The sequence below is a fragment of the Candidatus Benthicola sp. genome (assembly GCF_058719085.1).
Genome location: NZ_JBZQEK010000063.1, coordinates 25,366 through 38,452, shown reverse-complemented (window position 1 = coordinate 38,452; position 13,087 = coordinate 25,366). Strand labels below are relative to the sequence as shown.

General features: G+C 67.4%; 10 protein-coding genes. 5 read left to right on the top strand and 5 right to left on the bottom strand.

All coding sequences use genetic code 11. The annotated features are described in order from the left end of the window. Positions 1–135: 135 nt before the first annotated feature. Positions 136–696: an OsmC family protein gene (locus tag AC36XV_RS05160; RefSeq protein ID WP_492202614.1), complete on the bottom strand. Its 561-nt coding sequence runs from the start codon at positions 694–696 to the stop codon at positions 136–138. 223 nt (positions 697–919) lie between these two features. Here AC36XV_RS05160 and AC36XV_RS05155 point away from each other — a divergent pair, with 223 nt between their 5' ends. From AC36XV_RS05155 to AC36XV_RS05145, 3 genes are all read left to right on the top strand, one after another. Next, positions 920–2,950: a serine hydrolase gene (locus AC36XV_RS05155; RefSeq protein WP_492202613.1), complete on the top strand. Its 2,031-nt coding sequence runs from the start codon at positions 920–922 to the stop codon at positions 2,948–2,950. Beyond that, complete coding sequence (locus AC36XV_RS05150; protein ID WP_492202612.1) at positions 2,947–4,578, top strand: serine/threonine-protein kinase; 1,632 nt, start codon at positions 2,947–2,949, stop codon at positions 4,576–4,578. Before AC36XV_RS05155 ends, AC36XV_RS05150 begins: the two co-directional genes overlap by 4 nt. Positions 4,579–4,653: 75 nt before the next feature. After that, on the top strand, positions 4,654–6,522 hold the full coding sequence (locus tag AC36XV_RS05145) for a DUF4153 domain-containing protein (RefSeq protein WP_492202611.1): 1,869 nt from the start codon (positions 4,654–4,656) through the stop codon (positions 6,520–6,522). On the opposite strand, the gene AC36XV_RS05140 is transcribed toward AC36XV_RS05145, so the two are convergent. After that, complete coding sequence (locus AC36XV_RS05140; protein ID WP_492202610.1) at positions 6,503–7,321, bottom strand: alpha/beta hydrolase; 819 nt, start codon at positions 7,319–7,321, stop codon at positions 6,503–6,505. The genes AC36XV_RS05145 and AC36XV_RS05140 overlap by 20 nt on opposite strands. Before the next feature lie 273 nt (positions 7,322–7,594). Between AC36XV_RS05140 and AC36XV_RS05135 the strand changes: the two genes are divergently transcribed. Further along, positions 7,595–8,737 carry an ATP-grasp domain-containing protein gene (locus AC36XV_RS05135; RefSeq protein WP_492202609.1) on the top strand — a complete coding sequence of 381 codons (1,143 nt, stop codon included), beginning with the start codon at positions 7,595–7,597 and terminating at the stop codon, positions 8,735–8,737. Positions 8,738–8,749: 12 nt separating this feature from the next. On the opposite strand, the gene AC36XV_RS05130 is transcribed toward AC36XV_RS05135, so the two are convergent. Continuing rightward, entirely contained in the window at positions 8,750–9,559 is an 810-nt protein-coding gene (locus AC36XV_RS05130; RefSeq protein WP_492202608.1) for a CPBP family glutamic-type intramembrane protease, read from the bottom strand. Between the two features lie 296 nt (positions 9,560–9,855). On the opposite strand from AC36XV_RS05130, the gene AC36XV_RS05125 reads away from it, so the two are divergent. Then, the gene (locus AC36XV_RS05125; protein ID WP_492202607.1) at positions 9,856–10,065 is read left to right on the top strand and encodes a cold-shock protein; all 210 of its coding nucleotides are present in this window, start codon (positions 9,856–9,858) and stop codon (positions 10,063–10,065) included. Positions 10,066–10,153: 88 nt separating this feature from the next. Here AC36XV_RS05125 and AC36XV_RS05120 read toward each other — a convergent pair whose 3' ends face one another. Both AC36XV_RS05120 and bla read right to left on the bottom strand, forming a co-directional pair. Next, a complete protein-coding gene (locus tag AC36XV_RS05120; protein WP_492202606.1) occupies positions 10,154–11,923 on the bottom strand; it encodes a hypothetical protein in 1,770 nt (589 codons plus the stop codon). Positions 11,924–12,013: 90 nt separating this feature from the next. Next, positions 12,014–13,003, bottom strand: a complete 990-nt coding sequence (gene bla, locus AC36XV_RS05115; RefSeq protein ID WP_492202605.1) for a class A beta-lactamase — start codon at positions 13,001–13,003, stop codon at positions 12,014–12,016. Positions 13,004–13,087: the final 84 nt, after the last annotated feature.

Genomic DNA, 13,087 nt, shown 5'->3' with positions numbered 1-13,087 from the left:
GCCACCTCACCGCGCTCGAGGACCACGTGGTCGATCGAGCGCTCGGTGAGGCAGCGGCTCATGGCCAGTCCGGCGTGGCCAGCTCCGAGTATGACGGTCGTCGTACGCATGACAGATCCCGATTCCGAGCGGAGCTCAGTTGACCTCGACCGAGACGTGGGTCGGGTTGGTGATGACGTCGTATACGGCCGACCGCTTCTGAGATTGGGCGACGAGCGCCTCGATCTCCTGCTGCGTCGCGTCCGCATCGATCTCGTAGCGAACCTTGATGCCGCTGAAGCCGTTCCGGACGTCCGGGTCGATCCCGAGGATCCCCTGGATGTCCATCCCGCCCTCCAGCGTGGCCTTCACGGAGCGGAGCTGGATCTCCCGGTTCTGGGCTACCGCCGCGATCCCGGCCGAGAGGCAGCCCGCCAGTCCTGCCAGCACGAGCTCCACTGGCGTCGCTCCATTGTCCTCCGAAGCGAAAATCTCCGGGTGGTCCGTGTCATAGGCGTAGGCCGTGCGGTGCGACTGCTCCTCGCCGAGACCGAAGAAACGTTCGATCGTGGAGCGGCTGTGCGTGCCGTTCACCCACTCGCAAGTGGCCCGCCAGGTGAACTGCGCGGCTTCCGGCATCGCCGTCAGGGCCTCACGGGCCTCGAGCAGGGCTCCGACGTTGACGCCGTTGTCGACCGGTGCGGTCATCGTGCTCATGTCTTCCTCCTCGTCTCTGCGTCCTCCCGGACGCGACTGTTGTGATCGCTACCCGCGGCCGGCTTCGACCTGACCGCTTCATCGACGGATGCGACAAAGGAGGGAGGCAGCGGACACCGGCCGGTGCGGAACGCCCGATGGAGAGGACGCGGCGCTCGCCGGGGCCGCAGCATGGGCGTACTGTATGACATCATCCGTGGACCCCAGCCTTCGGAGCCATCGCATGACCTCGCGCAGCCGACATGTCCCGCTCGCCCTCGTCGCCCTGCTTCTCTTCTCCGCGCCGGTTCTCGCCCAGGAAGAGGTCGCGCCCGTTCCCGTGAGCATCGGGGAGACGTACGCGGATTCGCTCGGGTCCGAGGACGTCCACTTGTACGAGGTGTTCCTCGAGTCCGGTCAGTTCGTGATCGGGGACGTGGACCAGGTGACGGTCGATGTCGTGGTTACGGTCAAGGATCCGACCGGAGAGGAGGTCGGCGAGTTCGACATCCCGGCCCGCGGACCGGAGGCGTTCCAGTTCGCCACCGACACGACCGGGGCGTACACGATCGAGGTGGCGCCGTTCGAGAAGGCGACCGGACGCTACGTGTTCGCGCTCGAGCGGGTGGAGCCCGAGGCCACCACCCCGGAAGGCAAGGTCGACCAGCTGATGACGCGCTACGGGGAGGAGACCCCGGGTGTCGTCGTGGCCATCGTCCAGGACGGAGCGCTCTCGTTCGCTCGTGCGTATGGGATGGCGGACCTCACCTGGGACATCCCGATGACCCTGGACACGAGGAACAACATCGGCTCGACCTCCAAGCAGTTCACCGCGTTCGCCATCCTCCTGCTGGCCCAGCGGGGTGAGCTTTCCCTGGACGACGATGTCCGGGACTACATCGGGGAGCTGCCGGACTTCGGAGACACGATCACGATCCGGAACCTCCTCACCCATACCTCGGGATACCGGGAGTTCCTGAACGCCATCGGGATGACCGGCCGCAGACTGGACGAAGGGGACTACATCGACCGGGACGAGATCATCGCGATGGTGCAGCGCCAGCCCGAGCTCCAGAATGCTCCGGGCGCCGAATGGAACTACAACAACACGGCCTTCGCGCTGGCGGCCATGATCGTTCAGCGCGTGGGCGGAGAGCCGTTCCCGGACTGGATGCGGGAGAACGTGTTTCTGCCGCTCGGAATGGGGGACACCTTCGTCCGCCCGCACCGGCTGGCCATCATCCCGCACAGCTCGCGGGGCTACGGAGAGGCCGAGGACGGTGGGTACAGGGAGCTCATCGACCTGGGCGGTGCCATGGGGGCGGGTGGGATCTACACCACCGTGGCCGACCTCGCGCGTTGGATGAGCAACCTCCAGACCGGCGCCTATGGCGGATACGAGATCATCGAACAGATGACGACGCCGTACGTCCTCACCAGCGGGGACACGACGTCGTACGGGCTCGGGCTCTTCGTGGGCGAGTTCCGGGGACGGAAGCGGATCCAGCACGGGGGGGCGGATGCGGCGCACCGGTCGCACTTCTCCTTCTATCCCGAGCTCGGTACCGGGGTGCTGGTGCACAGCAACTACGCCGGCTTCGATGGCTCCTCTCCAGCCGCCATCACGGAGGCTTTCCTGGGCGACGCCCTGTTGACCGAGGAGGAGATGGAGCAGGTGGCCGAGGCCGAGGCGGAGGCTGAGCCCACCGAGTTCGATCCCGCGGCGTGGGACCCCGAGCGGTTCGACGAGTACGCGGGCCGGTACGCCCTGGAGGAGGCGCCCGGCTTCGTGCTCACCTTCTCGCGGCGCGCCGACAGCCTGTTCACCCAGGCCACGGGGCAGGAAGAGGTCCGGATCTACGCGACCTCCGATTCGACGTTCGAGCTCCGGGTCGTGGACGCGAGCGTCACCTTCCACCGCGACGAGGACGGAGAGGTGTCCTCGCTGACCCTTCACCAGAACGGGGATCATCCCGCCCGGCGGCTCGAGGCCGAGCCGTGGGAGCCCGGACCGGAGGAGCTGGCGGCCTACGAGGGCCGGTATTTCAGCGCCGAGATGGAGTCCTTCTTCACGGCCGTGGTGGAGGACAGCGTCCTGGTCCTGAAACACCGGCGGCTCGAGGACATCGATCTCACGCCCGGTGAAGAGGACCGCTTCACGGCCGGCTTTCCGCTGGCCGAGGTCGTATTCCTCCGTTCGGAGGACGGGGAGGTGACGGGCTTCGAGGCGTCGAACGGCCGAACGAGAGACGTGTGGTTCGAGAAGCAGGAGTGACGGCCGATCGTCGCCGCCTGACGAAGCCGGACAGCGGGCGTACGGCTCCGAGCCTGCCGCTGTCCCTGCTGCGCAAGGCGTCCGACCGCCTGCAGATCATCTGCGCCATCCTGTTCCTGACCCTCTGCATCACCTGGCTGGGTTCGAACTGGGTGGAGGGACAGCTCGCGGGCGAATTCACGGATCCGCTGCAATACGGTCCGGGCCTCATGATGATGATCTCCTCCGGGCTCGTGCTGTGGCTCGTCCGGAGCGGCCGACTGACACCGCGAACGGTCGTGGTCGTGGGGCTGGCGTTCCAGGTGGTGGTGAGCTGGTGCATCCCGCTGTCCCACTACTACGGGGCGTTTCGCGGTCTTCCAGTGCAGCTCGTCACGAGCGACCTGGTCGGACTCTCGAGCGTCGCGGTCTGGATCCTGTTCTTCGCGGTCGTGTTTCCGTCCCGTCCCAGCCGTGCGCTGGTCGCGCTGACGCTCTCCGGCGCGGCGGTCCCGGCGACGATCGCCCTCCTCGTGCGTGCCGGCGACATTCCCCCTCTGGGGACCGGGCGGTTCGTCGGCGTCTTCGTCATACCCTACGTCTTCGTCGTGCTGTTCTCGTACATCGCGGCGCGGATCATCTACGGGCTCGGCCGCGACATCCTGAGGGCTGAGCAGATCGGCAGCTACCGGCTCGAGGAGCTGCTCGGTCGCGGAGGAATGGGCGAGGTCTGGAAGGCGAGTCACGAGCTGCTGGCGCGTCCGGCCGCCATCAAGCTCATTCGGTCCGACGTGCTGGACCTCGAGCCCGGCGGGCTGGAGGTGGCGATCGGACGGTTCGAGCGCGAGGCGCAGGCGACGGCATCCCTCGAGTCACCGCACACGGTACAGCTGTACGACTTCGGGGTGAGCGACGAGGGGTCCTTCTACTACGTGATGGAGCTACTCGACGGAATCGACCTGGAATCGCTCGTCGAGAGGTTCGGCGCCCTTCCCGCCGAACGAGTCGTCTACGTGCTTCAGCAGGCGTGCCACTCGCTCACGGAGGCGCACCGTCGCGGATTGATCCATCGGGACCTGAAGCCTGCCAACCTCTTCCTGTGCCAGCGGGCGTTCGAGCCCGACTTCCTGAAGGTGCTCGATTTCGGGCTCGTCCGGAGGTCCGCCATCGACGTCAACGAGGAGGATCCGCTCACCCGGACCGGGCTGCTGGCCGGGACCCCGAGCTACATGGCGCCCGAGATGGCCATGGGGGACCAGGGCATGGACGCACGGGCCGACCTCTACGCGCTTGGCTGCGTCGCCTACAAGCTCCTCACCGGCCGACGGGTGTTCGAAGAGCCGAACGTGGTGGCCACCATCTTCGCGCACGTGAACAAGACTCCGCTGGCGCCGAGCGAGGCGGCCGAGCTGCCGGTTCCGCCCGAGTTGGACGAGATCCTGCTGGCGTGTCTGGCAAAGCGTCCCGAGGACCGGCCGGGCACTGCGGCGGAGCTTTCACGCCGGTTGTCGGAGGTGCAGTTGCCGAGGCCGTGGACGCGCGACCGGGCCCGACGCTGGTGGGCGTTGCATATGCCTTCGGCGAGCGGTGAGGCCGGAGGCAGCCTGCCCGATCACGAGAGCGTCTCGTCCGGTCCGGCCCGGACTTGAGAGTCGTCCCGCCAGTCGCAAGGACCGGGTACCGGCAGTAAGTTCAACGCGCCTCCCCGGCCAGGAGATGCTCTCATGAAGCTCCCGTCGATCGAGCAGCTGTTCCGAGCGAGTCGAGCCGCCGCCGGCCGCTTTCCCTTCGTACTCCTTTCCGGTGCGGTTGCGGCCGCGACCGGAGTGCTCATGCCCGACTCGTCGATCGACGAGGAGATTCTGCAGGGGATCCTCTACGTGGCGACCCTCGGCATCCCTCTCTTCCTGACGATCGATCTGGTCGCCGAGCGCCGAAGCGCCACGGCGCGGTCCCTGTGGATCGCGCGGGTGGTCGTCCTCGCGGTCCTGGCCGGGATCTACATCGCGCGACCCACCTGGTCCGACCCGGTTCAGGTGTTCCGATACGTGCAGCTCTCGGTGGCGGCGCATCTGCTCGTGGCGGTGGCGCCGTACGCCTCGGTCCGCGAGTGGAACGGGTTCTGGCAGTACAACCGAACCCTTCTCCTCCGGTTCCTGCTCGGCGCGATCTTCTCGGTCGTACTCTACTTCGGGCTTTCCATCGCGCTTCTGGCCATCGACAACCTCCTCGGAGTGGAGGTGGAGCCGGAGACCTACTTCCGGCTGTGGTGCGTGATCGCCTTCCTGTTCAACACCTGGTTCTTCCTCGCGGGAGTGCCCGAAGGTCTCGAGGCCCTGGAGCGCCGCACGGAGTATCCTCCGGTGCTCAAGGTGTTCGCGCAGTACATCCTGAGCCCTCTGGTCGCCGTCTATCTGTTGATCCTGACCGTCTACCTCGGGCGCATCCTGGTCACTCGAGTATGGCCGAGCGGGTGGATCGGATACCTGGTGTCCAGCGTCGCCGCCGCCGGCATCCTCTCTCTGCTGCTGCTGTACCCGATCGCCGAGAGGGAGGAGAACGCCTGGGTCCGACACTACGCGAGGTGGTTCTTCGTCGGGCTGATCCCCGCGAACGCGATGCTTCTCCTCGCGATCTGGAAACGGATCCAGCAGTACGCGGTCACCGAGCCGCGCTACTTCCTGGTGGTACTGTCCCTGTGGCTGGGGGGCATCTCTCTCTACTACGCGATCACCCGCAGCCGGAACATCAAGGTGATCCCCGCCAGCCTCGTGGTCCTGGCCCTGGTGACCTTCGCCGGGCCGTGGAGCGCCTACGCCGTGTCGGAGCGCAGCCAGACCCACCGGCTCGAGGGAATTTTGGTCCGGAACGGCATGCTGGCGGAGGGGCGAGTGCAGCTTCCCGGTGCGGATGTCGCGTTCGAGGATCGCCGGGAGATCGGAGCCGTGCTGAGATATCTGGCCCGGACGCACGGCACCGGATCGATCGAGAACTGGTTCCCCGAGGGACGGCTGGCCGAGGTGGATACGCTGGCCCCGGTTTCTCGCTCGAGCGAGCGGCGCACGGCGGACGCGCGCGCCGCCCTGATCGCCTCGGAGCTCGGGGTCGAGTACGTGGGTTCCTGGGCTCCGGGCCGCGGCGAGGACTTCCGCTTCACCCCCGAGCCCGGCGGACGGCCCCTCAGGATCACGGGCCTGGACTACGCGATCCGGAACCGGGACTTCGCCCGGGACACCGTGCGCTTCGAGGACCCGGCGATCGAGTTCTCCTGGGACCCGGTCCGAATGACGATCGAGATGCGGGTCGATGGAGACGCGGCGCTCGTGGTTTCGATGAAGGCGGTGCTCGAAGAGGCGATCGAAGCGGCGCGCCGACAGGCGGCCGAGGGGCCCCTCCCGGCCGAGATCCTCACCGTCGAGGCCCGTGACGCCGGCCATCGACTCGTGTTCGCGGTCACCGAGATGGGCGGCGAGATCGAGCGCGCGCCCACCGGGGAGGGGGGCGCCTCCGCCGAGGGCGGGATCCCGGAGGCCGGGATGTATCGGATCAACACCCTGTACGCGGACGCCTACTTCACTCTCGCCCCGGAGTGACCGGCAGGATCCCCCAACGCTGCAGGAACGAGCCCACCTCTGCCCACGGACGGGGGCAGTCGTTGTGACCGCAGTCCAGCAGGAGGAGCTCACCGTTCGTCGCGGCTGCGGCGAGCCTTCTGCCATGCGCAGACGGAATCAGGCGATCCGCGGTCCCGTGGATTACCAGGACCGGACCCTCGAAGTCCCGGATCACGGACAGGACGTCGAACGGGTCGCGAACCAGAGGCCCGAACAACCCGTAGCGTCGCGCCAGCGTCCGGACGCTCGTGAAGGATGACTCCAGCACGAGCGCGGAAGCGGCTCTCTGGCGGGCCAGTGCGGCGACCGCGCCTCCACCCACCGAGCGGCCGTAGAGCACGGCCCGTTCGCCATCGATGTCCGGCCTCGCGGTGACCTCATCGAACGCGGACGCCATGGTGCGGCCGATGGTTGCCTCGGACGGCGCGCCGCCGGAGCGGCCGTAGCCCGGATACTCCACCAGGAGCACGGCCAGCCCTTGCCTTCGGAGTGGATCGAACGCCTCGACCCAGTCGTCGATGAGCTCGCCGTTCCCGTGCGCAAAGACGAGGAGAGGAGCGGGGTGATCCGGGGAAGCCGGAGCCGGAAGCGGGGACAGGAGCCAGGCCTCGACGTCGCCGTCCGGGCCCACCCACAGCCCCTCCACGTCGTCCCGGCCTTCCGCCGGAGAGCGCTCGGCCGCCGCCGGCCTCGGGAAAAGCGCCGCCCGCTGGAGGGCGTAGAGGAGGCCGAGGTACCCCGCGCCGAGAAGCGCGGCGATCGCCAGGATCCTCAACACGGCGTTCCCTGATCCGCGCGACTCACCCCCGCCTCACGAAGCCCCGGCGTCCCGGGTGGAGCGATACGGAAGACCTGTTGCATCTGTGCAACACCTGGTGGCCGCGTTCGGACCCCACGGTCTCGAGAGTATCGCATGCGTGGCCCTATCTGTCTGTATGGCAACATGTTAGTGCTGCGTCTCCAGCGTCCCGGGGCCTCCCCGGATTCCGGTGCGATTCTGGCACGGTCATGGGGCCGAGTCCGTCAGGATCCTAACGAGTGGAGGTCCGAATTGTCGAAAGTGCTGATCGTGCGTCACGGAGCCGGTCGCGGTCGAATTCCTCAGTACCTGCAGCCCGCGATCGACCAACTGCGGATCGAGACGCCCGGAATCGGATCCCGACTGCAGGTCTACGAGACGGGCGACCCTCCGCCCGATCTGAGCTCGGTTTCCGCGGTCGTCTTCCTGCTCGGTGATCCGCTCGAAGAGCTGTACCCCGACTGTCACGCCGATGCCATGCAGGTATACGAGAAGGCCCGGATGCTCGGGCTTGCGGTGATCAACCCGCCGACCGTTCTCGCTCGGTACCGGAAGCGGGACCAGGCGGCGAGCTGGTCCGCCCTCGGGCTTCCTACGCCTCCGGCTCGCGCCTACGACAGCTTCGTGGGTCTGCAGTCGATCCTGGACACTGCTGAGTTTCCGCTGCTGCTGCGGGCCGACGCCGATCACTGCATGGCCGACATCGTGCGGGTCGAGAGTCGAAGGCAGGCGAGACGGCTGGGGCCCTCGGACGTCCCGATGCCCGGGATCGCCACGCCCTGGATCGACGTCCGGCGTGGTTACCCGACCGAGGGACCGGATCGGATCTGGGGCCGTCTGTTCCACAAGATGCGCGTCTATGTGTGGGGCGACGAGGTCATTCCCGACAGTCTGTACTTCAGCCGCGAGCCCACGGTATCGCTCGGGGCCTCGATGTTCACCCGGGTCTGGAAGCACGAGAAGTTCGGGCGTGAGTACCTCCGTTTCCGTCTTCTTCGGCGGCTGTGGCATCGCCACGTACACAGGCGTTGCTGGGTCCCCGAAATCTACGAGCGCGAGCACGAGTTCTGCTTCGGCACGGTCCAGCATGCGGACGTGTTTCGACGGGCCGCCGCCGCGCTCGGACTCGGCTTCGTCGCCTTCGACTATTCGACTCTCGCGGACGGCACCCCGGTCCTGTGGGAAGCCAATCCGTACCCGGATATCGGACGCCTCGACAAGTGCGTGAAGGGGATCCCGCGACGGAAGAGCGATCTCGCCGCGATTCAGCTCCGTGGCCTCGGACGGTTTTTCTGGAATCTCGCGGTCATCCCGACAATCGACGAGAGGCGATTCCGGGTGCCCGCTCTCCCGGCCGGGCCGCACCGCGCGAGACGCGTCGTCGCCGGCCGCTGAGGAGAACGAGCGTCACCCGCCGAAGCCCCCGGACTGCCAGATGGCGAGGGAGTCCATCGTGGTTCCGACGGCCCAGTGGAGCAGGGCGCCGAACACCCAGCTCCGCGTCTTGAGGGCCACGTACCCGAGGGCGAGACCGGCCGGAATGGCCATGAACACTTCGATCGGCGGCTTGCCGACGTGCACGAGGGCGTACGGGATCACCATGATGAACAGGCTCAGGTACCCGAACCGCGGGTAGAGGCCGAACGTCATGAATCCGCGGAAGAATCCCTCCACGCCGAAGAACTGTACCCCGTAGGCGACCTCCCACAAGATGAAGTGCGTCCAGCCGAGAGACGCCTGGTCGTACATGGGGTACTTCGCCTGAAACGCGGGGGCATAGCTCGCGGCCACCAGGACCGGGACCATGACCAGGAACATCAGCAGGTACAGCCAGGCATGCCGGGTGACCCCGCGGAGGCGATAGCCGAAATCGGCCGGACGGTCTCCGATCCACAGCACGATCACCAGCAGGGGCAGCAGAATGCGAACGACGAGGCTGGAGAGGCCCCAGTAGAGATAGGGGAGGGTCGGGTAGTACTCGTAGCCGGCTTCGACACCGATCCAGCTTCCGACCGCGGGCAGGTGCGCCCGCAGGAAGTTCGGGCGGCCCCAGATCGCGAACACGACGAGAAGCACGGCCGAAGTCAGGAGCACTTTCAGGGCCCGGCGGTCCTCCGGCCGACGCCACAGCTCCGTCGCATCCCGCCACAGGTCGGAGGCGAGCGCGCGCGGTTCGGCGAGGAGGTGCTTCCACGGTCCCGAGCCCGAATCGTTCATGCGCCCAACCTACGAGCCCGCCTTTCGGCCGCGCCACGGCTCGGATTGACTTGCCACCCCGTATCGCTCATATTTTTTCGCCGGAAATATCGATGTACGGGAGTCGCAGCGCGGTAATGAAATAGCAACACAGCGGTTGGCTCTGGGGGACCCGTTGGACGGGGTCGCCCATTTTTTTGTGGCGGGTGCCACGAAACCCTGCGCGGGGGACCACCGCGCGACAGTGTCAATCAGTCGGGTGGTACGGATCGTCCGGACTCCGACCTTGGCAACACAACACTTCAGGAGCAGGGCAGATGCGTACCAAGGGAACGGTCAAGTGGTTCAGCGACGAAAAGGGCTACGGCTTCATCACGATGGAAGAGGGCGGCAAGGATTGCTTCGTGCACCATTCGGCCATCCAGGCCGAGGGTTTCCGGTCTCTCAAGGAAGGTGATGTCGTCGAGTTCGAAGTCGTGCAGGGTCAGAAGGGCCCGGCGGCGGAGAACGTGACCGTCGTCACCTGATCCCGACCACAGCCCCGAAGCTGCGCGGGCCGTCTCGCTTGGCGAGGCGGCCCGCTTCTTCATCCGGGGTGGGCCGGTTTGACGGACGTCAGCGCCTGCCACCCACCCGACGCCACAGGCGCCCGAGGCCTCGTCGCAGCCGGCTACGCACGCGCCTGAGACCATTCGAGGGATCGGCGGACCCGTCGATCGTCAGATCGTAGCGAGAACTGTCCGGTATCGGATCGTCGAGCGGCACGCCATGCACTTCCCGAATCAGGTCATGCGACTCCATGGCGTACGTTTCCGGAATCTCACCGCCCCAAAGGGCGGAGCGCGCCTTCCGCATCGCCTCGAGGAATTCGCGTCCGGGTGAAGAGCGATAGGAATCCGGAGACAGCAGCGCCATGCCTCCCCGTTCCAGGGCATACAGCCTTCGGTAGAGGGATCCGCGCTCGCCGGTCGAGGCCTCGGCGGCGATCGGCTCCAGGCCGGAAAGCGCATCGATCACCGCCTTCAGGCCATCCGCCCGCACGTAGAACTCCCCGACCGGGCTCTCGAAGCCTTCCGGCAGGAGGTCATGGTTCCAGCGGTAGCGCCACGGTCCCACTTCGTCGGGCAGGAACGAGACGCACCACCGGTACCGTCCCGCGTACTCGGCCGAACGGCGGTGAACCGCGCCCGTGGGCGACTCGAAGACCCAGTGGACCGAACGGCTTTCCGCCGGTCCGGTGAGCATCCAGGTGTCCCTGATGTCGGCCTCGAAGGGAGCGCCGAGGGGCAGCGGCCGGGCCGAAGCGAGCGTCCGGAGCTCGAGGGAAGCTCCTCGCGGCCTCAGGATGGCCGGTGCCGGACGCCACTCCGCGCCATCGTTTGCCGTGGTTTCCCGGACCTCGATGAACGGAAGGTCGTATCCGGGAGCGGACTCGAAGGTGACCGCCCATTCCCCTCCCGGTTCCGCCACGGCCGGGATCTGACAGGAGCGACCGTGCTCCAGAAACAGATCGAACGCCGCGGTCTGCTCTTCCGTCGGACTGCTCCAATCGAGCTGCAGTTTCGGGCGAAGCTCCGGGTTCCACGAGTCGCCGGCCTCGCCGGAGTACAGGTTGAAGAGGCACCCCGGCGTGTCTTCGATCGCGTCCGCCAGCTTCAGGAGAAAGAGAAGGGGCTGGCCGCCTCGGATGCGATCCTCCGCGTAGGTCGCCAGCGCATCGGACTCGAAGGTCAGCCGATCGTCTCCGGGTTGCCACAGGGCATCGGCCAGCGCCTGCACATCCGTGTCCGCACCCGGGCCCTGCGACGCGAACCCGCACCCGGGAAGTCCCCACTCCTGCTCGCCGAATGCGGCGTCCATCCACCAGACTTCCCCGGCCCGCGGCACGCTGACGTTGTTCCCGTCCACGCCTCCTCCACCGGGGTTCCAGTCCCGCCGGACGGCGAACAGGTAGAGCCGGAGCGGCCGCGCCGGCCCCTCCTCCACTCGAAGTCGCAGCCTGCAGGCGTGCACGCGGCAGTCCCGCGGCAGGTCGATGTCCGCCCAGCGTTGGAGCGCCCGGAAAAGCTCGACCTCGGCATACTTGGGCCGCTTGAACCGCCCGGCTCGACCGAGCCGCACGTGGATCTGTGTGGCCTGGTTCCAGGCCCAGATGTATCCGCCATCCAGGAAGCCGCGGATGTCGTTGTCCGACAGGCCGTCGTAGGTCGGCCCGTTCACGAAGGTGGATCGATGCACGGTCGGCGCCGCCGTCGCGCCGTTCGGGCCGAACCGGGTCAGTCGGAGGGTGCCCCGCACGGCCGGACGAAGGTCGTCCGGAAGGCTCCGAACGACCTCTCCATCACCCTGTTCCGTCCCCCCTGCGGACGTCGTCTCGTCAACCAATGCAGTGCTCCGGTTTCGGGCCGCGCGATACGCGAACGTTGGATGAGAGCAAGGTTCGTTCCCATCGGCCCGATTCTACGGGCCTCTCGGTCATCGTCCCGCCGGGGTGATCGGGTAGGGTCCGACCGGGCCGCAGCTCGGCGCAACCGCTGCAAACGTTGCCGGGCCTCCCGCGAAATAGTCGTAGATCGCCCTCGCGGCCTGGGCGATCGTACGCTCCCTGCGGTACGTCGTCCGGTGCAGGGTGTTCACGTACACGGCGAGGGCGACGTGCCCGTGCCCGTCCGGGAGGGTGATGATCCCGACGTCGTTCACGGCGCCGGCCATCGTTCCCGTCTTGTGGGCCACCGGCGTGCCACGTGGAAGCAGGCCGCGGATGCGCCGGGGGCCGGACCGGCTCTCGAGCATCGCTTCGAGCAGCCGCTCTCGCGAGGCCGAAGTCAGGCCGGCCCCTTCCCAGAGCTCTGCCAGCAGCTCCGCCGTCGCCTCCGGCGTCGCGGTGTCCCGCGGATCGGTTCCGTACTCGATGCGGGCCCGGTGCCGGACGGAGTCGGGAAGGGCGTCCCGAAGGCGAAAGTGAGAATACCGGTACAGCTCGGTCTCGGGGATCGAGTCGGGAATGCCCACCAGGTCGGCGAACGTCCGCGCCTCCGAGCGGTCGACGTCCATCTCCTCGATCCCGAGCGCCCGCAGTCGAAGGGTCACCTCCGCCGGTCCGCCGGCCATTCCGAGGATCACGTCGGTGGCCGTGTTGTCCGAGACCTCGATCATCAGGCGGAACAGACTGTCGACCGTGACCGTCACGGGACGGCCACCGGACCAGGACGCGAGGGGGCTGTTTCCGGGGCGGAAGTCCGTGATGGGGAGGCGGAGCCGCTCGTCCATCGAAACCTCCCCGCGGTCCACCCGGTGAAGGAACTCGAGGGCCATCGGGAGCTTCGATACGCTCGCCATCGGGAAGCGGCGGGTTCCATGGACGGACGCGCGAGCCCCGGATTCTATGTGGATGGCCGCGATTCCGATGTCGTTTCCGACGCGCCGGGCGATGCGCTCCAGCTCGGTCACCAGGGAATCGGACACCGCGCATTCCGTCCACGCGCTCCGGGCGAGAGACTGCGCGGCGGCAACGGACGGCCCCGTGGCGCACAGTACCGCGACCGACAC